This window comes from Flavobacterium sp. UBA7682 (assembly GCF_002482945.1).
GTDB lineage: Bacteria > Bacteroidota > Bacteroidia > Flavobacteriales > Flavobacteriaceae > Flavobacterium.
Genome location: NZ_DLGY01000046.1, coordinates 183,121 through 205,909, shown reverse-complemented (window position 1 = coordinate 205,909; position 22,789 = coordinate 183,121). Strand labels below are relative to the sequence as shown.

Here is a 22,789-nt window from a genome sequence, read left to right as displayed (position 1 = left end):
GGCTTTTCCATTTAAATTATTAATTATTTTTTAATCACTTTAACGGTTTTGACATTATCGTCTATTGTTATTCTGATTAAATAGGTACCACTAGCCAGTCTTGACATATCGATTTGACTTTCAGTAGCATTGTTAAACTTGGCGTCAACTAATTGACCAAGTAGATTCACCACTTCAACTTTAGCTATAATACCTGTAAAAGAGATGTTTAAGACATCAACAACAGGATTAGGATAAACCTTTAAATTATTCGCTTCAAATTCTTCTCTTCCCAAACAACCACCTAAAGTCATCGTAACAGCAATTCTAGTTGGACTTTCGCAAGCACCTACCGTTTGCGAACCATAATAAACTGTTCCCGAAACTAATGGTGTTCCTGATGAAACAACATTACCATTTGAAGGCGCATCGTACCAAATGACGTTGGCACCAACAACATTGATTAACCCTACTGTTTCACCTGCACAGAATGTTTGATTTGCCAATCCTGTCGGAGCATCAGTTGGAACAATCGAAGCGGTAACTGCCACTCGTGATGATGTACAAGTTCCATTCGTTGCTTCTACATAATAATTTGTAGAAACAGAGATACTTGGTGTGGTAAAGCTAGTACCTGTTCCTACCAAATTCCCTAATGTTGGTGCATCATACCAATTTAAAGTTCCTAAATTAGCAGTTGCATTCAAGGTCAAAGTTCCTGTATCACATCTGCTTCCCGGAGTTGTTGATGTTATTGTTGCCACAATATAAACAGTAGCTGTCACAGTAGTTCGCGCAGAAGCACAAGTGCCATTTACTACTTCAACATAATAAGGTGTTGTCATGCCTAAAACAGGAGTAGTAAAACTTCCACCTGTAGCAACTAGTGTACCGCCAGTTGGAGCATTATACCAATTTATTGTTCCGACATTTGCCGTTGCTTGTAATGTTACTGAACCATTTCCACATCTACTTGCCGGAATGGTCGAAAGTAATATTGGCTGTTCATTTACAGTGGCAGTAACCGCAGTTCTAACCAAAGAAGTGCAACTCGCATTAATGGCTTCCGCATAATAATTTGTCGTCACAGATAAACTTGGTGTGGTAAAATTTGAACCTGTTCCTACTAAGTTTCCTAATGTTGGCGCATCATACCAATTAACTGTTCCCGAAGAAAAAGTAGCCGATAACGTTACCGAACCATTGCCACATCGTGAAGCCGGAGTTGAAGATGTATTTGTAGGTCTGTTGGTCACTGTTACTTCCACCGCCGTTCTTCCTGATGAACAATTTCCATTAATGGCCTGCGCATAATAAGTAGCAGTAGCTCCCAAACTTCCCAAAGAATAATTACTACCGGTTGCCAATAACGTTCCTCCCGCAGGTAAATTATACCAGTTTACAGTTCCTGCACTTGCTGTAGCAACAATTGTAAATGAGTCGCCACTACAAATACTCATTGGAGTTGTTGACGTAATCGTTGGACTGTTATTAACTGTGGCAACAACCAAAGTTCTTGCAGAAGAACAAAGACCATTTACCGCTTCCACATAATAATTTGTTGTTGCAGCTATACTAGGAGTCGTAAATGAATTTCCGGTGCCAACTAATGTTCCTAATGTTGGTGCATTGTACCAATTTAAAGCCCCAACACTTGCGCTTGCTTGTAGAGTTACTGTACCGGCATCACATCGGCTGTTAGGTGTAGTGGAAATAATAATTGGCGTAGCATTTACTGTTGCTGTGACTGCTGTTCTTACAGAATTACAGATACCCGAAGTAGTTTCAACATAATAAATAGTAGTTGCTGAAATACTTGGCGTTATAAAAGTGGTTCCGGTTCCAACTAAATTTCCTAATGTAGGTGCATCATACCAATTTAAGGTTCCACCAGAAGCTGTTGCTTGCAATGTTAAAGTTCCTGAATCACATCTACTCGCTGGTGTTGTTGAAGTTACGCTTGGAACCGAATTAATCGTAGCTGTAACTGCAGTTCTTGGCGATGTACAGAAACCATTCGTCACTTCAACATAATAAATTGTTGTTGTAGTGAGGCCAACTAAATTCAACGTGTCACCTGTGGAAAGCAGGGTTCCGTTTGTTGGTAAATCATACCATCTTATGGTTCCTGTTGTTGCTGTAGCAGTTAACGAAATATTACCTGTTCCACATCTGGCGGCAGGGGTTGTAGCAGTCAATGAAGGAGTAGAATTTACCGTTGCAGTAACTGAAACTCTTGTTGACGTACAAGAACCAACCACTGATTCTACATAATAAATGGTAGTGGTTGAAATACTCGGCGTGGTAAAACTTGTGCCTGTTCCTACTAAGTTACCTAATGTTGGTGCATCATACCAATTTAAGGTTCCTATCGTAGCCGTTGCTTGTAAAGTTACTGTACCGGCATCACATCTACTCACTGGAGTTGTAGTACTAATTACAGGAACAGCAGTTACTGTTATATAATTAGTAAAAGTAACGTTGTCACCGCCATTGTAATTGGTAGCAGTAAATGTTACTGCATAAGTCCCTGCAGTGCTGTATGTAACCGTTGGATTTTGTGCTGTTGATGTTGCTGGTGTTCCACCTTCAAAAATCCAACTCCACACAAATGGTATATTCGTAGAGGTATCTGTAAACGTTACGGATTGACCTACGCACAAAGCCGTTGTAGAAGCAGTAAAACTTGCTACTGGCGGTTGTGTTGGGCAAATTGGTGCCGTAACATCCATAGTGTAGCCATCGCCTTCTCCTCCAAAATAAGCATAGAAATGTGGGGGAAATGCACAAACTGAATTCTCTATAGTTTCTACTCCGGCACCATCATTATCACCTCCCATGTAGGCATAGAAAGAAGGCGGAATTCCACAGGCAATTGCGCTTAATTCTTCTGTTCCTGCACCATCATTAATCCCACCCATATAGGCATATTGAGATGGCGCAGTTCCACACGCTGTTGTACTTAATTCTTCAACACCTGAACCATCATTAATTCCTCCTAAATAGGCATAAAAATGCGCTGGAATTGAACAACTGGCTCCACTTAACTCATTAATTGTAGCTCCGCCGGAGTTTCCTCCGTTATATTGAGCAAATGTGTTAAACTGTGTCAAAAGAAATGTTAAGCAAACAACTAAATATATTTTTGTTGTTTTCATCTAATTTGATTTTAAATTATTATAATTCATTTTATTACATTTCAGAAATCGAAATGCACATCAAATCAGAATGTTATCTTACGCCACGTCCGCCATAAGTATAATTTCTGGCAGCATTTGTAGTACTGGCATAAGTTCTATCAGAAGTTCTAACATTAGTTGCCACATTAACATAATCTCCTCCTCTTTGTCCTATACCCGTTGCTGTTGTAACTGAAGGCCAAGTTGCCTGATTAGCATCTCCTATTGAAGTTAAAGTTCCGTCTCCAAGTGTTCCATTAAAAGCAGTTCCAGATGCATTAGCAACACATACTGTTCTCTCAACAACATTTCCTCCCATTTCCATTGCTCCATAATAAGAAGCACCTGCGGAAGATCGCCCAGAAGAAGCAGTTGCAAAAACACCCACTTTCAATGGACCATACGCTCCACTTGAAGTTCCTAAAGCGTGAGCACATCTTCCATTCAAAACAGTATTTGCCATTTCATTTGGCTGCAATGGATTAATAACTGTAGTACTGTAATAAGGATTAATGTTAGTATCTCCCCATGGATATTCACCAGACACACGAGGTGTTATACCACGGCAAATTTTTTCAAATTCCAACTCTGTCATTGGTCTTAAAGCCGACCAATCTAAATAAGCTGCTAAATCTGCCCAGCTCAAATTGTTCATGGCTACACTTTGTCCATCATTATTATTGTTGACCACATTAGCAGTGGCATCACAAGCAAAAATAGCCGGAATTGCAGCATTATTCCCTGGTGTTTCAATTACGATTCCGTTTCGGTAAGCATAACTACCAAAAGCAACATACGTTCCCGCCACACTCGTTGGATCTGAGGTAACTCTTGACTGTTGTTGCGCAAAAGTTAATGAGTTTAAAAATTCAACATATTGTAATTGAGAGATTTCATATTTCATCACATAAAATGAATTATATCCCATTGGAAAAGTTGCCGGCACTGGTGGTCCGCCACCTCCGATTACTGAAGAAGTTACTCCCGCAGATTGAGTAGTAGCCGTAACACTTATACTGTTAAATGTTGCTACACTCAAACCATCTCCAATTTCGAAAGCACTTTGAGGTACATTTACCATTTCAATTCCAAAAACTTTGTAGTTATATGTTCCTGCCGGAATAGTCATTTTTAATGTAATACTTGTTGCAGAAACATTACCGCCACCGATAGCACTTCTTCTAATGAAAACGCCTTTTCCGTCAGTTACTGGATCTACTTGCAACGGCGAAGCTGCCGAATGATCCCCTGCAACCGAACTTAAACCTGCATGCGCCCACAAACGTGTGTTACAATCCTGAAATTTGACAAATACCCATACGGCATCCCAATTAGCCGGAGCAACACTGGCATTCCAACTGTTTTCCCAACTGATATTGAAAGTAATATTTGAACCCGAAACGGACGTTCCCGTAATCTCGACGTTATTTGCTTTACTATTGAATGCCAATAAAAAAAATAGTGCCGTAACCATTTTCGAAAAATAATTTTTTGATTTCATTGTATTTATATTTTTATGTTATGAGACAAATCTACCTTGCCTTTAAACAAAAAAAAATACGACAGTTGCCGTATTTTAAGAAAAATATTCTTTCAATTTACTTTAAATCAAATTGTTGTTCTTGGCTTTTTGAATCGCTTCGAGTTTATTATGCACCTGCAATTTGGTATAAATATTCTCAATATGCTTTCTAACGGTTGATGGTGAAAGATAAAGATTGTCGGCAATAACATTGTAGTTTAATCCTTTGCTGAGTTGTTCTAAAACCTCAACTTCTCTTGTGGTTAATTTAATTTCTTGTTCCGATTTTTGTTCAAAATCAACCGGATTTCTTAGTAATTTCAATGTTTTCAAAGCAATGGAAGGATTCATAGCGGCGCCACCATTTAAGGTTTCTATAATGCCTTGATGTAATTCTTTCGGATTGACTTCTTTGAGCAAATAACCGTCTGCTCCGGCTTTGATGGCATTGAAAATATTTTCATCGTTATCAAAAACCGTCAGCATAATGATTTTAATTTGAGGGTATTTGGTTTTGATGATTTTGGTAGCTTCGATTCCGTTACAAACAGGCATTTCGATATCCATCAAAATCAAATCGATGCATTTATTGGCCTCTAATTTTTTCTGCAAATCATTGCCGTCGATGGCCGTAAATTTTAAAATCAAATCGTCAAAAAAAGATAGCTTTTCAGCAACTGCTTTTTGTAAAAAAACATTATCGTCTACTATGGCTATTCTTGTTGACATGGCTTGAAATTGTATAACAAATTTGGTTATTTTTTTTCAAGTAACATACTGATTTGCAAAAAAAGTCCTTTTCAAACCAGTGATTTAGCTTGAATAAATCCCAGAATGAAAAGGACAACAATAAAAACAACCTAAGTGTTTTTTTCTTTGAAAAATCAATACCACTTGATTAGTCAAATTTGACCAATTAAAAGGATAAAAAAAATACGTCAAATGACGTATTTATCTTAGACCGTTGGATTCGGAATTTAATGCTTTTCCAACTTTATACTTATAGCTGTTCCTTTATCTACACTTGATTTTATATCAAATAAACCACCGATATCAGCAATGCGTTTTCGCATATTATTGATGCCGTTTCCGAATTCTGTGTTTCCTATCTCAAAGCCTTTTCCGTCATCTATTATAGTAATTAAAACATCTATTTCAGTTGGTTGAATGCTTATAGCAATACTTCTTGCATTCGCATACTTGATACTATTGTTAATGGCTTCTTGAATCGTTCTGTACAAATTCATTCCTTCAACAGAAGTGAATTTTATTTTTTTTAGTGAGTGATTAACTTCAAAATTGAATTTAATATTTTCCTTTGCTTCTTGTGCTTTGTCAATAAAATTATGGATTCTGGCTTGTAAATCTTCAAAAGTGATTTCGCTCTTGTTCATTGCCCAAATCGTATCTCGTAGCTCAATAATCGTCGATTTTGCAAAATTACTAATACCGGAAAGTTTCGAATCCAGCTTGTCATTTTGAATATCAAAAGCATATTTAATATTGTCGACAGAGGAAATAATAAAAGTCAATTGCGACCCAATATTATCATGCAAATCTCTGGAAATATCAAGACGCTGTTCTTGTAATTTGTTTTGGGTTTCAATTTTGGCTATTGCCGATTTGAGTTCAAATTCTTGTTCTTGTTGTTTGTTTTTGAGCTTTTGTTGGCGATAAACCAAATAAACAATGATTAATAATGCCAATGAAATTAAGCCTAAAATCAAAAACTGGGTTTCTTTTTTTCTGATTTCCAATTCACGCGTAGCAATTTCGGCTTTTGATTTTTGGAGTAATCTTTCTTTCTTTTCGGTTTGGTATTTGGTTTCTAATTCGGTCGTTTGTTTTTCGACTTTACTGAGTAATAATTGTTCATTTAAAACCGCCAATTTGTCCAAATAATAGTCAACGCTGTCGGGTTTGTTTAAATAAGCATAAACAGTGATTAAAGATTTGTAGTTCTTCTGTAGTTTTTCGTTGTGATTGGTTTGCTCAAAAAATGGTTTGGTGGTCAATAACAACTTTTTGGCTTTCTCATATTTTTTGTTCCTGGCAAATTCTAGAGCCAAATTCAAATCGAAATTGGCTTTGTCTAAATTGGAATTGAGTTCTTCTCTGACTTCTTTTGACTTTTGATAGAGTGCCAAAGCATCTTTAGACTTTTTTTGTTCCGATTTGATAGAAGCAATGTTGTTAAATCCACTCGAAATCCCTTTTTTGTTACCAACAGCCGTGCAAGCTTTTACACTTTTGTCATAAAACTTCAAGGCGTTAATCGTGTCTTGCATGTGCAAATAAACATTCCCGAGGTTCAAACAAGAAACACATAATTCTTCCTTGAAATCATTTTTTTCTTGGTACTGAATTACATCGCTGATGTATTGCAACGCTTTTGGATAGTTCTTTAATTTGAGATGAATCAGACCGATGTTGCCTTTGATAATACTCGTGTTTTTTTCGTCTTTTGTATTTTCAAAATAGGCTAAGGCTTCTAAAAAAGAAGTCATAGCTTGCTTATACTGATGTGTTTTTTCGTATATATTGGCTAAATTATTATTGATTTTAGCTAAGCCTTTCTGATCATTTCTGAGTTTTCTGATTTTGTATGCTGATAAATAATTGGTTTTCGAATTGACAAAATCACCTTTGATAAAATAAACCGCCCCTATATCGCTATAAACCTGTGCCATTAAGGTCGAATCATTTAATTTCTTAGATTCAACAGCTGCTTTTCCACCATAATGTAACGCAGAATCAATGTCGATTTTAGAATAATACCAAGTCAAATCAGAATAGATGGTTGCGGTTCTTTTGGCATCCGGATTGGCTTTTAAATCTTTCTTTAAACCATCAATAACATTTTGAGCATTTTGCGCCCTAACCGATATTGAAATCAGGAATAAAAAGAATAAAACCAAACCTTTTTCCATGTTCTTAAACTTATAATAATATGCTGATTTTGGTTCCTGAACTTGAGCTTTGCAGTTCGAATTTTCCATTGATTTCGGCGATTCGCTTTTGCATATTGAGCAAGCCATTTCCTTTTTCTGTGGTGTTTAAATCGAAGCCATTTCCGTTATCTTCAATGGTAATTTGGATTTTGTCCTCGGATTTTTTCACTTGAATTTCAATCTTTTCGGCATCGGCATATTTAATGCTGTTGTTGATGGCTTCCTGAATAGTTCGATAAATATTCATGCCTTCAATGGAAGTGAATTGGCGCTCTTTTAATTCGGCATCGACTACAAAATTGAATTGAATTTCGTTCTTTGCTTCTTTGGCTTTATCGATAAAATTGTGGATTCGAGTTTGCAAATCTTCGAAGGTGATTTGGCTTTTATTCATTGCCCAAATTGTATCACGAAGCTCTATAATGGTGGATTTGGCAAAATCGCTAATCCCGGAAAGTTTCTTGTCGAGTTTAGCATTTTGAATATCAAAAGCATATTTGATATTGTCTACCGAAGAAATGATGAACGTTAGTTGCGAACCAATATTATCGTGCAAATCTCTGGAAATTGTTAATCGTTGTTCTTGTAACTTGTTTTGGGTTTCAATTTTGGCTATCGCCGATTTGAGCTCAAACTCTTGCTCTTGCTGTTTGATTTTTAGCTTTTGTTGGCGATAAACTAAATAAATAATACACAACAAGGCCAATGAAATCAACCCAAGAATTAGGAATTGGGTGTTCTTATTTTTGATTTGCAATTCTCGTTCTCTAACTTGTGCTTTGGACTGTAAGAGCTGTTTTTCTTTTTTCTCATTTTGGTATTTGGCTTCCAGTTCAGAAAAGGTTTGGGCGCGTTCTATGTCAAAAACTGAATCCCTAATATTGATATAACGTTCTTGATCAAGAACGGCTTTAGACAAGTTATTTCTTTTCTTGTTGAATTGTGCTCTGTGGTAATAAAAATCTCTTAATTTCTCCGCATTTTTGCTTTTTTCAGCATATTCACGAGCCGTTTCAAATAATTTTTCTGCTCTATTAAAATCATCCAATTCATAGGCTATGGTTGCCAAATTAGTATAATTGGTTGCTCTTGTGTAATAATAATTTCCGTCTTTAATACCATTATTGATTTCAAAGTTCTTATCATTGATTTTAAGAGCTGTGCTAATCCATTTTTGAGCTTCTTTGTATTTTTTTTGCTTCAACAAAGTATTCCCGATATTATTGTAGGTTTCACCAATATGAAGAGTATCTTTTCCTTTATAGTATTTGAATACTTTTTTGTGGTAAAAAAGCGCACTATCAGGTTTGTTCCAATCATCAAAATTGATGGCGATAGCATTTAATGAATTGCTAATCATACTTGGGTCTTTCTTTTTTTGACTTTCCCAGTATTTTAAAGATTTTTTGCCATAGAAAATACCTTTTTCATAACTTTCAAAATCGTGATAGGTTAATGATAAATTGGCGTTAAAAAAAGCTATCCAGTTGTTCTTTTTTTCTTTTTCTGCTACTCTGATACCTTTGAGAGAATAATCTATTGCTTTGTCATACTGACCTTGCTTTCTGTATACTTTAGAGAGATTGTTGTAAAGTGTCAAAAGCGAATTTAAATCGCCATTTAGGAGAAGTTTCTCCGCTTTTAAACCATAAACTATCGAGCTGTCTAATTGGTTATAATCACAACAACGGGCATTTTTACAAAAATAGTATTGTGCTTCATCGGCTGTGTTTTTAATGCTTTTCTTGGCTACTTTAAAATAGTAGTCGGAGGAATCCTGAGAAGTAAATGCTTTGATCAGTATTTTTTGAATATCTTGAGCATTTGTCTCAAACGAAAACAGCAATGCAATGATTGTGAAGTAGTAAAATTTTTTCATCCGGAGATTGTATAGCATAAATGTATTAAAAATGTTAAAATTTTCAATGGCTAAATCTCTTTTTTTGGATACAAATCTTCCAAGAGTTGATAATTTAACTCGAAAACATTTTTGCTCAAAGCGACATTGACTTCTTTCATCTTTATTTTTAAATCATCTGAAAGTTGGAGCTGAATTGATTGCTTTTGGTGTTCACTATTTAATTCAATGATAAATTCCTCTAAAGGTTTTAGCTTAGATTGAAACTCATTTCGCTCTGAGAGCATCTTGTTTCTCAGATAGAAGATGAGCCCAATTTGAATTAAAAAAACGAGTATTAGAAAAAAAGTCATACTGAGTCGAATATAAATTTCAAAATTCGGTTAAAAAGAAGCCAAAAAAAATACGGCAAACGCCGTATTTTTATATAAGATGTTTCTATGAATTAGTTTTGGAAATTCACATTGAATGCCCCATTAGTCACTGCTTTCGTATCAGTTCCGTTTTGGTTTTTACCGGTAAAGTTGAATGTTCCTTTTACATTAGTATCGCTTATTTCACTGATGGTAATAGAACCTACTACACCTGAATCCTCATAAGGAGCTGCCCAAGTTGGCGAATTCATAGGATTACTTTGGTTAAGCTCTGTATAACTTGCAACAGCAGAAATAGCTGCATCATCGCTGATTTCAAAAGTTCCCGGCTGACCGTTAGTTCCGTTAAGAATCAATTGAATTGCCTTGCCCTGCGCTGTACTGCCTTGAACAATAATAGTGGTTGTTCCGCCTGCAACGATTTTTTGGGCAAAGGTTGCTACTTCCATAGAGCTGAAATTGGAACCCGCTACTTTGGCTTTTACTTGTCCTAACGATGCATTTCCACCTCCGCCACCGCCATCATCGCTTCCACTACATGCTGTTAATAAAGTAGCCAATGCCACTGTTAAAACGATTCCGAATTGTTTAATTGTTTTCATAATATTTAAAGTTAAAGGTTATTACTGCAAATTTTCACTTTTATCAAATGGCAAACAATAAGGCATTTGTCGTATTTAGTTAGTTTTCATCAAATTGGCTTTTGGAACACTTACATATTTTAAAACATTGGTTTCATTTTCACTAGAGATGAAATACAGCACTTCATTTTTTTCGTCATAAAAAGGCAATCCGTCAAAATCTGTGGTATTCACTTTACTACCAAGATTGATGGGTTCCGACCAATTTTTCCAAGTCTCATCTAATCGATAAGAAACAAAAATATCATAACTACCAAAAGTGCTGAATCCGTCGCTGCTAAACAACATCGTTTTGTTATCAGACAGCAATTGGCACATCCCTTCATCAGCCGCTGAATTGATTACTTTGCCCATATTTTGCAGTAAGCCATAAGTACCGTCTTCTTTTTGTTGTGCGAAATACAAATCGCTGGCGCCTTGAGAAAAATCGGTTTCAATACCCATAATTAAAATCTTTCTGTCAGCAGTTAGGAAAGCCTCTGCTGTTTCGTCATAATTGTTATAAGCTGTCACTTTTACTGGTTCCAAAGCTTCATAATTTCCATTATTGATTACAAACAATTCAAACCCGGTTTCTGTCGTACCTTTGGTATAGCGATTACCGCCTTTTAACAAATAATGAGTTCCAATAGATTTTACGTGATTATAACGTTCTCCGGTATTGAGCGAAGATTCAAGTTGCTTGTTAGCCCATTGTCCTGAAGTATTTCTGGTAAAAGAAAAAATCTCATTTTTCACCTCACTGATTCCGGTTACAAAAAGTTTTAATCCATCAAAAGACACCGATGGACTAGTGGGAACAATATCCGGTAATTGTAGTGTTTTGGCAGTTGATAAACTTTCAAAAGCCGCTGTAGTATTGACTGTAGGTTGAATTGGTGTTTCAGTATCGGAAATCCCGATAGCATCAACTTCTTTTTGTCCCGGTAACAAAGCAAAATTAAATTCCACGCGAACCGCCACAACACCTGAAACTGCTTCGTCTAGAATAGCATATTCTACTCCTGGATTAATAACATCCGGGCTTTCCTGAATCTTTCTTCTTTTGCGTTTGAAATAGTAGTTTCTGTCTGCCGGAATAGTCGCTTTGAACATTACCGTTTTATAATTGGGCCTTCTCGACCAAACACGTTTGTATTTTCCTGATCCGTCATCAACAGAAATACTTACAACACAACCTGCATTTAGATTCTCAAAAACAGCAACCTGTTTTACAGTCTGCGGCTTTTCGAAACCAACTTGCACCCATTCATAACCATCCAAAGCATTTTTGGGTGTCCAAGCATTTGGGCTACTGCCACCTTGAGGAAAAGCATCGGGCTTTCCTAAAATTCTTTTAATCCCATGCTGTTTACCTCCTAAATCTGATGAAAATTTAATTAGTTTATTGGCCCATTGCACTTGTTGCGCATTGGCAGAATAAAAGACTAATAAGAATGAATAAAGAAATAGTATTTTTTTCATAATGATTGTTATTTAAAATAGAAAGGACCGCAACGAATTGCAGTCCCAACCAACTTCCTCAAAAAACTCAATTGTTAACTTTAATTTTTTCTACTTTTTTTCCTTTAAAAGCGAAGATGAATTCACCATCATCTGAAATATCGATACCGGCGCCATATTTTGGGCTTCCGCCTTTACCCTTAGATTGAACAGAACCTTTGGTTTCTCCATTGGTCATGTCAATACCATAGATAATATTTTTGCTGTTTCTTTGATCTCTCAAATAGTAATTTCCTTCAATTTCATAGAAATAATCTACACCTCTTATCTTTTCTGTAGCATAAACTCTTGAACCGTCTTTTTTATTATAAGATGCCAATCCTTTTTCGGAAAGTACAACTACTTTATCTCCAAAATCGATAACATCAGTTGCTTTTCCAACTTTAGCATCGTTGTGTTTTACATCAAACAATTGATTTCCCGAAGCGATGTCATAGCCGTAAAACTCATCTCCGTCACCCACAAATAATGTTTTATCGTTTTCGAGAATAAAATCGGTAATACGTTTGTCAAATTTTTCAGAACGCCAAGCTGTTTTTCCGGTTTTGTCATCCAAACACAATACAGAGTTTTTTTGCGCTTTATAATCCCAATAGATATAAGGAACCCATTGTTTCATGGAACCACCACCAAAACCGCCAAGTGCCATTCCGGCTGAGAAGCCATTAGAAACTTCTTCTAATCTGAACTCCTGAACTTGGACTTTTCCACCAACTTGAACTAAAACTTTGTCTCCTGATTTATAAATATTCGGCATACAAAATGAACCCGTGATTTTCTCTGAAGCCCAAAGTAATTTTCCTGAAGCCAAATCGTGTTTTTCAACATACTTAGTTCGGTCTCTGGTTCCCAAGATTACAATGTAAACTGCATCGTCTGTAAACAAAGGATCCGCTATAGTTCTGTATATCTTAGAACGTTTTCCACCGCTGAACATTCCTCCTCCGGCGCCCTTCATGTCATTCTCATAAGTCACTTCCCAAAGTTTTTGTCCGTTATTGATGTTGTAAACCTGCAATCCATCTAAGTACATGTATAATTTATCCTCTTTAATCCATAAATCGACAATCGCTCTGCGAGTAACCAATTCTTTTTCGATAGTTCCGAGAAAAGTTGCATCCCAAAGAATATCTCCATTAGTAGCATTAATCTTTACCAATTGATTCTTAAAACCGGCAAATAAAGCACCAAGAGCGGTTGGTTTAAAATTAATCATGATGATTTCATTTCTTTTACCATCATAAATATATTTGCCGACACCACCTTTGAAACGATTGGTTTCCCAAACTTTTTCTCCTGTGTTGGCTTTAACCAAAATCACAGAAGCCTTTTGTGAAATTAAAAAAGCATCTAATTCGAAAATGTATTTAACCGTTTCCAATTCGCCTTCGTCAGAACCTTCTTTTGCAGCAGTTCCTTTAGGAATAAGATTTTGGTATTCTTCTGAATTCCATAGCTCTTTCCCAGTGGCAACATCAAGGACTGCAACCCTATCCGTTCCTAATTTTCTTTCGTCAAAGAGAAATAAATAACCGCCTTTCCCCTTGCCTTTGTGGATAATGTATTGGTAATCACATTTGTTGGTTTTATTGGTTGTGATTTTTTTGTAATCACCACTCCAAACTTGTTTTCCATTGACATCTAATACCGTAGCAGAATTATCATCTGTTGCTAAAACATATTCTCCTCCGTTTACAGCCACTGCTAACTGCGTCGCTTTGTTGTCAAATTCTGATTCCCAAACGGTACCAAAACTTCCCGATTTTTTTCCGGCTCCTTTGCCTTTCCCCATTAATTTACCAAACTGGGCGTTTGCCGGTAATGTGATGGCTAGAGAGAGCATCAGCATTACTAAAGTAATTTTCTTCATGACTTATTGTTTTTATTGTTAGGTGTTAAAATGTAATCGTGTAGCGAATTTTGTATCGTTGCTGCTTTTGCAATTTGAATTTGAATTTGTGATCTAAAATGTAGCCCGACATGAAATTGATAAAATCGATGTTCTTGATGTCGCTGTCTACTTTAAAGAAGGAAGAAACCTTTCCGTTTTGCACTACGCCAATATCTACGACCATTGTGCCTTTGACATCTGCGTATTTTTTGCTTTTCTTTTTTTGGAAATCGTCTGCTTGGAAAACCTCATCAATTTCCTTAGTCACGGTTTCAGTCACCGCTTCTTCATCTGTTAGTACCGGTTTTTGTGCCAATACATGTTGAGTAGACAACAGTAGAAATGTGAATACTAATAATGCCTTAATTGTTTTCATGGTTTTAGGTTGTTAAATACATAACAAACCTATTGCGAAATACTGAAGAAGGAAATACGGCAAATGTCGTATTTTGTTAAAATTGAAAGTGTGGAAATTGCGCTTGTAGCTTGATAATCTTTTGGTTAAGTGTTGCCAAAAAATGTTGATGACTTGCCGTGTTAGGATTAAAAGGGAGATGGGCTAATCCTTTTTGAATGTTACAAACTTCTTGCATGGTTTCGAAACAATCAGGTGCAACATAGTTTTCGAAAAAACGTATCCAAATATAATCAATCGCGGCTTGGCTTGGATGCAACATATCATCAGCATAGAATCGATAGTCACGAAGTTCGTCCATCATGATTTCGTAGCTAGGAAAGTAGCACTTCGACAAGCTCAGTGTGACATCTGTAAGAAGATTATGTATGGCGGTAATGAGATGCGCTTTGCTGCGTTGGTTTTCAGGGAAACCGTCTTTGATATGTCGTACCGGTGAAACGGTGAATATAAAACGACAATCGGGATTGACTTTTTGAATTAAGGAGATCGTATTCTGAATTGATTTCTGAATGATTTCAGGCGATAGGATTTCTTTGGTAAATTCTTTTTGCGGTACTTTATGACAGTTGGCTACAATTTCATTTGTCAGATTATGGCGGTAAACCCAAGAAGTTCCATAAGTAATGATGATGTGGCTCGCTTGAATTATTAGATGGTTAGATTGTTGGATTGTTAGATTTAGTCTTTCTAAGAACTCCTTTTTGTCAGGATGACTCAACTCTGAATGAACGTCATAGCAATGCCACAAATCGTTGTGAAAGAAAATATCAGCTTCGGTAAACAGTCGTTGATTCACTATACTTTCCACCAACTTCTCAACCGATACCGGATTGAAAATTATTCCAAATGGATTGGTTGTCATTTGGAATTTAAAATAATTGAACTTTTCTCCCATATTCTCGGCAAAGCACGATCCAAGAGACAATATCTTAGAGCTATAATCTATTGGATATTCATAAGCGGCAACAGGAACTTTGGTGGTGAAATTCATTTATTTTTGATTTGTTTACTTCGTCTGTTCGTTATCACTCGGGTCAAAAGTACAAAATCTGAATAAAAAAACCCTTTCATTGACAGTTGAAAGGGTTTTGGGTTTGATTATGGTGTTTGATCTAATTTATTTATAATATTCGAAATTGTAGTTGAAAGGTCCCGGAGAAGTTTCTGAAGAATATCTTGTCAAAGGATAATTATTTTCATCGTATACCAATTCGAAATCTACTTGCGAGCTTTGAACCGTTGCAAAATAAGTTGTTACTTTTTTAAGGTTTTTAGTAATTCCATATCTTCCATCGCTGTCGTAAGTATGTAATTTAATTTTATCCATTCCGGCTACATTGCGCATCGGGTTATTGGCTGCATCATACTCGAAGTCCATTGCTGTTTGTGACATTGAACCGGTAAATTCAATTCGTACGATATCATTATTTTCAATGAAGTACTTTTCACTAACTGCAGTAAGTGTTGTTTGGCTTTCCAAAGTTCCGGTATAATTTAAAGCATCAACCGTTCCATTTGAATTATAAGTGAATACCATTTTTGTAGCAGTACTGTTCTGTAAATTCAATTTAACAACTTGTTCCAATTGATTATTGGCGTTATAAGTAAAAACTGTACTGAAAGTATTTTGATTGCTACCGTTAAAAGTTTTAATCTCAGTAATTAATTCACCAGTGTAAAAGTATTTATCATAACCTGTTTGAATACCAGGCGTATGAATTTCGTAGTTCACCTTTGTCAACTTTCTTCCGCTGTAACTAAAATTATAGACTCCGTGATTGCCCATCACATCAGATTCCATCTTTTTTAGCAATACAACACTAGTATCCGGCTGATTTCCATTATCATCCGAAGAACATGAAGTAAACGTTAAAACTAAAAGGGAAACTAAAAGAATTTGTATAACTTTTTTCATAATTGCATTAGTAGTTTATCATATCAACTTGCTGGGGCTTTGTTAATACGGCTCAAATGTAAATAAGCACTTCCCAAACCAAAAAAACATTCGATATACTACTAAAATATCTGTTGTTTAGCACTTTTTGACCTATGATACCAATAAAAAAACCCTTTCATCTCAAAAATGAAAGGGTTTTAAAATGAGTATTTTAGGTGTTATTTCACAAAATCGATTGCTTTTTCTAATGCTTCTTTGATACCGTTTATATTTTTCCCTTTTCCGGAAGCAAAAAATGGTTGTCCTCCACCATTACCATCGATATATTTCCCTAAATCTTTGATAACCACATTGGCGTTTAAGCTTTTGTCAGCCACCAATTCCTTAGCAATATAACAATGAATGTTAGGTGCGTTATCTTCAATCGATGCTAAAACCACAAACGAATTTCCTTTTGAAGTTCCTAAGGCTTGCGCCAATTCTTTAGTGGAACTCATAGATAAATCGACTTGTTTTGCTAAAAAGTTAACACCATTGATTTCTTGAAATTGGGAAACTAAATCATTTTTCAGTCCTTCTATTTTTTCTTTTAACAACAACTCGATTTGCTTTTTCAATTTCGAGTTCTCATCTTGCAACGAAACGACAGCTTTGATGGTATCTTGGGGATTTTTCAAAGTTTCTTTGATGGTTACCAAGGCATTTTCTTGTTGTGTAAAGAAATCTTTAACGGCATCTCCCGTTATCGCTTCAATACGACGAATTCCCGCCGCAACTGCGCCTTCGGAAACGATTTTGAAATGCCAAATCTCGGCGGTATTTTTCACGTGAATTCCTCCACAAAGTTCTTTACTATCACCAAATTCAATCATGCGCACATTATCGCCATATTTTTCTCCAAATAAAGCCATCGCGCCTTTTGCCAAAGCTTCTTGAATTGGAATATTTCTGTATTCTGTTAATTGCAATTGGGCTTCAATTTGGGCATTTACGCTTGCTTCTACCTGACGTAATTCTTCATCACTAACTTTAGCAAAATGCGAAAAGTCGAAACGCAAATAGTTTGGATTCACCAACGATCCTTTTTGCTCCACATGCGTTCCTAAAATATTTCTCAAAGCCAAATGCATCAAATGCGTAGCCGAGTGATTTTTGGAGGTTGATGTTCTTAAATCGGTATTAACTTTCGCTACAAAAGCTCCGTTTATATTTTCCGGCAATTGCTTCGCGAAATGTAAAATCAGATTATTTTCTTTTTTGGTGTCAATAATATCAATGGTTTCATTGGCGGAAACTAATGTTCCTTTGTCACCAACTTGTCCACCGCCTTCCGGATAGAACGGCGTGTTGTCTAAAACGATTTGGTATAAAATACCGTCTTTTTTACTGTCCACTTTGCGGATGCGAGTGATTTTTACTTCGTTTTCTATTTGGTCATAACCAACGAAAGTTTCCACATTGCCCGGAATTAATACCGACCAATCTTCTGTCGAAACTTCTGAAGCGGCGCGTGAACGGTTTTTTTGTTCTTGCATAGACGCATCGAATTCACTTTCGTTAAACGACATGCCTTTTTCTTTCAGAATCAAAGCGGTTAAATCTCTCGGAAAACCGAAAGTATCATATAATTCAAAGGCTTTTGCACCCGAAACTTCCGTTCCTTTGGTTTGAGCCACTACATTTTCCAATAATTGTAAACCTTGGTCTAACGTTCTCAAGAAAGAAGCTTCTTCTTCACGAATTACATTGGTAACCAATTGTTGTTGCGATTTGATTTCCGGGAAGAACTCGCCCATTTGATTGGCCAAAACTTCCACCAATTTATTGATAAAAGGTTCTTTGGTATTTAAAAACGTAAAGCCATAACGAATCGCGCGGCGCAAAATTCTTCGGATTACATAACCCGCTCCGGTATTAGACGGCAATTGTCCATCAGCAATAGCGAAAGCTACGGCACGCACGTGATCCACAATTACACGAATGGCGATATTGGTTTTGTTTTGTTCTTCTGATATATTTTTGACTTCGTTGGAAGTGTATTTTAATCCTGTAATTTGTTCAATTTTAGCAATCAGTGGCGTAAAAACATCTGTGTCATAGTTCGACGTTACGTTTTGCATCGCCATACACAAACGCTCAAATCCCATTCCGGTATCTACGTGCTGTGCCGGAAGTTTTTCTAACGAACCATCGGCTTTGCGGTTGAATTCCATGAAAACGTTGTTCCAAATCTCGACTACTTGCGGATGATCGGCGTTTACCAAACTTCTACCTGAAACAGCTGCTCTTTCAGCATCGGTTCTTAAATCGATGTGGATTTCGGAACACGGACCACATGGTCCTTGGTCACCCATTTCCCAGAAGTTGTCTTTTTTGTTCCCCAAAATAATTCGGTCTTCGGGAACGTACTGTTTCCAAATGTCCCAAGCTTCTTGGTCGAATGCCACATTTTCGGCAGGATTGCCTTCAAATACGGAAACGTACAAACGGTCTTTGTCCAATTTCAAAACTTCAGTTAGAAATTCCCAAGCCCAATCGAGTGCTTCTTTTTTGAAGTAATCGCCGAATGACCAGTTACCCAACATTTCGAACATGGTGTGATGATACGTATCGAAACCTACATCTTCCAAATCGTTGTGTTTCCCTGACACACGAAGACATTTTTGCGTATCGGCTATACGTTTGCTTTTAGGCATGCCGTTTCCTAAAAAATATTCTTTGAACTGTGCCATACCCGAGTTGTTGAACATCAGGGTTGGATCGTCTTTCAGGACGATTGGAGCCGAAGGAACAATTAAATGTCCTTTGCTTTCAAAGAATTGTAAATACGCTTTTCGAATGTCTTGTGATTTCATTTTAGATTATTAGACTGTTAGATCTTTAGATTAATAGATTTAAGAAAATAGTTTACTTTTTAGCCCTGATTGAAGCAAGTATCCTTTTTTATTAATCGCATCTCGACTGCGCTCGATTTGACAAAAAGATACTGCGAAAAGCAGGAATAGCATTTACTAAAATGCCCGAACCATTCGCTCCTAATCCCTCGACTGAACTCAAGATGACAATTAATTTGAACTACTTCAAATTAAAATTTAGGGTTTGACTGAAACATTTGTTAAATTTGTTCGTATAACCATTGTTTTCTTAAAACAAGCACAAAAATAGTATAAAATAAAAGATGGCGAAAAAAGTAAAGTATTATTTCGATACCGAAAGTTTGGCTTACCGAAAAATCAAGCCGAAATTATCCAAAAAACTGGGTTACATCGGTTTATTTTTACTCGCATCAGGATTATTTGGTTTTCTGTGTTTTGTGGTTTTATTGAATAGTTCCTATTTAGAAACTCCCAAAGACCGATTGCAAGCGCGTGAAATTGAAACGATGAAATTGCGTTATGCTATTTTGAATAAAAAGATAGACCAAGTTCAGGAAGTTTTAGCTGATGTTGAAGAAAGAGACAATAATATTTACCGCGCTTATTTTAATACGTCACCGATCCCTTCGGAACAACGAAAAGCTGGATTTGGTGGTGTGAATCGCTATAAGGAATTAGAAGGATTTGACAACTCAGAGTTAGTAGTGAATACTTCAAAAAGAGTGGATATCATTTCTAAAGAATTGGCAATTCAATCAAAATCATTAGATGAAATTTTGAAATTGGCCAAAGAGAAAAACAAATTACTTTCGGCGATTCCGGCGATACAACCGGTAAAGAATGAGCAAATGAAGCGAATTGCTTCCGGTTTTGGATACCGAAGCGACCCGTTTACCAAAGTACGTAAAATGCACGAAGGCATGGATTTCACGGCGAAAACCGGAACCCCTATTTTTGCTACCGGCGATGGTGTTGTTATTAATGCTGACAATTCGAAATCGGGTTTTGGTAATCATATTGAAATCAGTCACGGTTATGGGTATTTAACTTTATATGCGCATTTGAGTAAATACAAAGTCAAACGTGGACAACGAGTAAAGCGTGGTGACATCATTGGTTACGTTGGAAGTACAGGCCGAAGTGAAGCGCCACATTTGCATTATGAAGTACACAAAGACGGAAAAGTCGTCAACCCGATTAATTTTTATTACGGGAATATTTCGGCGGCAGAGTATACAGTTATTTCTAAATTGGCTAATCAGGAAAATCAATCACTGGATTAATTTAAAAAAGTGGTCAGTGATCAGTTTTTAGTGTTCAGTTAAAAAAATAAAACATATGCATATAGAGTTAAAAGAAGGAAAAAGATATTACAGCATTGGCGAAGTGGCCAAAGCTTTTAATGTGAATGCTTCGCTGATTCGTTTTTGGGACAAAGAATTTGATATTCTTAAACCCAAGAAAAATGCCAAAGGCAATCGGATGTTCACGCCCGAAGATGTAAAAAATCTGCAACTGATTTATCATTTGGTCAAAGAAAGAGGCTTTACGCTTGATGGTGCTAAAACACATTTGAAAGAAGGACAAAAGAAAACTTTGGACAAGTATGAAATCATCAGCAAACTGGAAACGGTGAAAGCGCAATTATTAAATATCAAGAACCAACTTTAGGTTTGGTTTTTGTAACAAACAAAAAGAATTAAAAACTAATAACAAACCTTAAATTAAAAACAAACATGGATTTTAAAAAATTTTTACCTTGGATTATTGGAGCAGTTGTAATTTTTGGAATTTACAGCTGGGTTAAAGGAATTAATAATACGGCAGTTGGTTACGAACAAACAATCAATGAATCTTGGGGTAACGTAAACACGGCATACCAAAGAAGAAATGATTTAATTGGCAATTTAGTTAACACTGTAAAAGGTGCTGCAGAGTTTGAAAAAGGAACTTTAACAGCAGTTATTGAAGCCAGAGCAAAAGCCACTTCTGTAAAAATTGATCCTACAAACATTACTCCGGAGCAGTTGGCCGCTTTTAACTCAGCCCAATCAGGCGTAACATCATCATTATCAAGATTATTGGTAACGGTTGAAGCTTATCCTGAATTAAAAGCCAATCAAAATTTCTTGAAATTACAAGACGAATTGGCAAGTACCGAAAACCAAATTTTAACGGCAAGAACACGTTTTAACGAAGCGGTTAAACCTTACAACACGCACATCAAAACATTCCCTAACAGCCTATTTGCAGGACTATTTGGCTTTAAAGAAAAAGCTTATTTCCAAGCTGTTGAAGGTGCTGAAAAACCGGTAGAAGTAAAATTCTAAAAAAATAAATCTAACACAGATTTCACCAATTAAGACAGATTGAAGTTTGCGGTAATTTGGAAATCTGATGTTTAAAAAACTAAACAATGTCTAAAGTAGAAGATTTTTTAACCAAAGAAGAAGAGCAAGAAATTGTTGAAGCTATTCGCGTGGCCGAAAAAAATACTTCCGGTGAAATTAGAGTACATATTGAAAAACACACTTCCATCGATCCTTTCGAGCGTGCGATGGAAGTTTTCCATCTGTTAAAAATGGATGAAACTGAGTTGAAAAATGGTGTCTTAATTTACTTGGCTGTCAAAGACAAACATTTTGTGATTTGTGGCGATAAGGGCATTAACGATTTGGTTCCGAATGATTTTTGGGATTGTACTCGTGATGTGATGACCAAAAACTTTAAAAAAGGACAATACAAACAAGGTTTAATTGACGGCATACTCAGAGCCGGAGAACAGCTTCAGAAATACTTTCCTTACCAAGATGGTGACACTGATGAATTATCAAACGAAATATCAAAAGGAGAATGAACTATAAAATAACTATTCCCGTTTTCCTTAAACTCATTGTTTGTCTTTTGGTTTCACAAATAGGTTTTGCACAATTTACGATACCTAAAAAACCTGATTTTCAAACTTCAGTATATGACTATGCTAAGCTATTAAGTCCTCAAGAAAAAATTCAATTAGAAGAAAATCTTGTTAGATATTCAGATTCTACTTCGACCCAAATTGTAGTTGTTACGATAGAAGATTTAAAAGGAGAAAGTATTGATGTAGTTTCCACCAATTGGGCACAAAATTGGGGTATTGGTCAAGCCAAAGAAGACAATGGTGTATTCATTTTAGTGTCAAAAAACAACAGAAAAATAAGTATTCGTCCGGGTTATGGATTAGAAGACAGACTCACCGCAGGAATTTGTGGTGAAATCATCAGAAATGTGATTACACCCGAGTTCAAAGCCGGCAGTTACTATAATGGTTTAAGTAAAGGTGCTGAGACTATTATAGAAGTTGTCAAGGGTAAATACAAAGGCGAAAGAAAAAAATCTAAGAAAGGAAGCCCGCCTATATTACCTATTATCATCATCGTTATCGTTATCATATTCATCATTGCCAAAAATAAAGGCAAAGGCGGTAGCGGTGGAAACTCGGGTAATCGTGGCGGTGGCTTTGACTTAGCCGACATAATTATCTTAAGCAGTCTTGGTCGCGGCGGTGGCGGATTTGGCGGCGGAAGTTTTGGTAGTGGCTCTTCCGGCGGTGGCGGATTTGGTGGTGGTTTTGGCGGCGGTGGATTCTCCGGCGGAGGCGCAAGCGGCGGTTGGTAGTTCATTCCTAGACCGCAGTTGCAGTCAGCAGATTTAATAACAA

18 protein-coding genes are annotated in these 22,789 nt (G+C 36.4%); 5 read left to right on the top strand and 13 right to left on the bottom strand.

Annotated elements, in window-relative coordinates:
* Window positions 1–23 precede the first annotated feature (23 nt).
* The 13 genes from B3C16_RS14675 to alaS all read right to left on the bottom strand — a co-directional run bounded on the left by B3C16_RS14675 (window position 24) and on the right by alaS (window position 19,068).
* A complete protein-coding gene (locus tag B3C16_RS14675; RefSeq protein WP_291132925.1) occupies window positions 24–3,137 on the bottom strand; it encodes a T9SS type A sorting domain-containing protein in 3,114 nt (1,037 codons plus the stop codon).
* A 73-nt stretch (window positions 3,138–3,210) separates the two neighbouring features.
* A complete protein-coding gene (locus B3C16_RS14670; protein ID WP_291132923.1) occupies window positions 3,211–4,659 on the bottom strand; it encodes an SUMF1/EgtB/PvdO family nonheme iron enzyme in 1,449 nt (482 codons plus the stop codon).
* Window positions 4,660–4,761: 102 nt separating this feature from the next.
* Window positions 4,762–5,409, bottom strand: coding sequence for a response regulator (locus B3C16_RS14665; protein WP_291132921.1), 648 nt, complete (start codon window positions 5,407–5,409; stop codon window positions 4,762–4,764).
* Between the two features lie 248 nt (window positions 5,410–5,657).
* Complete coding sequence (locus B3C16_RS14660; protein WP_291132919.1) at window positions 5,658–7,679, bottom strand: tetratricopeptide repeat-containing sensor histidine kinase; 2,022 nt, start codon at window positions 7,677–7,679, stop codon at window positions 5,658–5,660.
* Window positions 7,621–9,510 (bottom strand): tetratricopeptide repeat-containing sensor histidine kinase, encoded by a 1,890-nt coding sequence (locus B3C16_RS14655; RefSeq protein WP_291132917.1) that lies wholly within the window; start codon window positions 9,508–9,510, stop codon window positions 7,621–7,623. The genes B3C16_RS14660 and B3C16_RS14655 overlap by 59 nt, the downstream gene beginning before the upstream one ends.
* Window positions 9,511–9,560: 50 nt before the next feature.
* Window positions 9,561–9,776, bottom strand: coding sequence for a hypothetical protein (locus tag B3C16_RS14650; RefSeq protein ID WP_147406794.1), 216 nt, complete (start codon window positions 9,774–9,776; stop codon window positions 9,561–9,563).
* A gap of 158 nt (window positions 9,777–9,934) precedes the next feature.
* Entirely contained in the window at window positions 9,935–10,465 is a 531-nt protein-coding gene (locus tag B3C16_RS14645; RefSeq protein WP_291132915.1) for a DUF6252 family protein, read from the bottom strand.
* Window positions 10,466–10,540: 75 nt separating this feature from the next.
* Window positions 10,541–11,968, bottom strand: a complete 1,428-nt coding sequence (locus B3C16_RS14640; RefSeq protein WP_291132913.1) for a hypothetical protein — start codon at window positions 11,966–11,968, stop codon at window positions 10,541–10,543.
* A gap of 67 nt (window positions 11,969–12,035) precedes the next feature.
* Window positions 12,036–13,877, bottom strand: a complete 1,842-nt coding sequence (locus tag B3C16_RS14635; RefSeq protein ID WP_121311716.1) for a PQQ-binding-like beta-propeller repeat protein — start codon at window positions 13,875–13,877, stop codon at window positions 12,036–12,038.
* A 25-nt stretch (window positions 13,878–13,902) separates the two neighbouring features.
* Window positions 13,903–14,274: a hypothetical protein gene (locus B3C16_RS14630; RefSeq protein WP_291132911.1), complete on the bottom strand. Its 372-nt coding sequence runs from the start codon at window positions 14,272–14,274 to the stop codon at window positions 13,903–13,905.
* A gap of 76 nt (window positions 14,275–14,350) precedes the next feature.
* The gene (locus tag B3C16_RS14625) at window positions 14,351–15,307 is read right to left on the bottom strand and encodes a GSCFA domain-containing protein (RefSeq protein ID WP_291132909.1); all 957 of its coding nucleotides are present in this window, start codon (window positions 15,305–15,307) and stop codon (window positions 14,351–14,353) included.
* 126 nt (window positions 15,308–15,433) lie between these two features.
* Window positions 15,434–16,231, bottom strand: a complete 798-nt coding sequence (locus B3C16_RS14620; RefSeq protein WP_291132907.1) for a hypothetical protein — start codon at window positions 16,229–16,231, stop codon at window positions 15,434–15,436.
* A 200-nt stretch (window positions 16,232–16,431) separates the two neighbouring features.
* Window positions 16,432–19,068, bottom strand: a complete 2,637-nt coding sequence (gene alaS, locus B3C16_RS14615; protein ID WP_291132905.1) for an alanine--tRNA ligase — start codon at window positions 19,066–19,068, stop codon at window positions 16,432–16,434.
* A 323-nt stretch (window positions 19,069–19,391) separates the two neighbouring features.
* Between alaS and B3C16_RS14610 the strand changes: the two genes are divergently transcribed.
* The 5 genes from B3C16_RS14610 (at window position 19,392) to B3C16_RS14590 (ending at window position 22,746) form a co-directional block, all read left to right on the top strand.
* Window positions 19,392–20,372, top strand: a complete 981-nt coding sequence (locus B3C16_RS14610; protein ID WP_291132903.1) for a M23 family metallopeptidase — start codon at window positions 19,392–19,394, stop codon at window positions 20,370–20,372.
* A 55-nt stretch (window positions 20,373–20,427) separates the two neighbouring features.
* Window positions 20,428–20,760: a MerR family transcriptional regulator gene (locus B3C16_RS14605; RefSeq protein ID WP_121311722.1), complete on the top strand. Its 333-nt coding sequence runs from the start codon at window positions 20,428–20,430 to the stop codon at window positions 20,758–20,760.
* Between the two features lie 65 nt (window positions 20,761–20,825).
* Window positions 20,826–21,419, top strand: a complete 594-nt coding sequence (locus B3C16_RS14600; protein ID WP_291132900.1) for a LemA family protein — start codon at window positions 20,826–20,828, stop codon at window positions 21,417–21,419.
* 86 nt (window positions 21,420–21,505) lie between these two features.
* Entirely contained in the window at window positions 21,506–21,946 is a 441-nt protein-coding gene (locus B3C16_RS14595; RefSeq protein ID WP_121311724.1) for a TPM domain-containing protein, read from the top strand.
* On the top strand, window positions 21,943–22,746 hold the full coding sequence (locus B3C16_RS14590; RefSeq protein ID WP_121311725.1) for a TPM domain-containing protein: 804 nt from the start codon (window positions 21,943–21,945) through the stop codon (window positions 22,744–22,746). Before B3C16_RS14595 ends, B3C16_RS14590 begins: the two co-directional genes overlap by 4 nt.
* Window positions 22,747–22,789 lie beyond the last annotated feature (43 nt).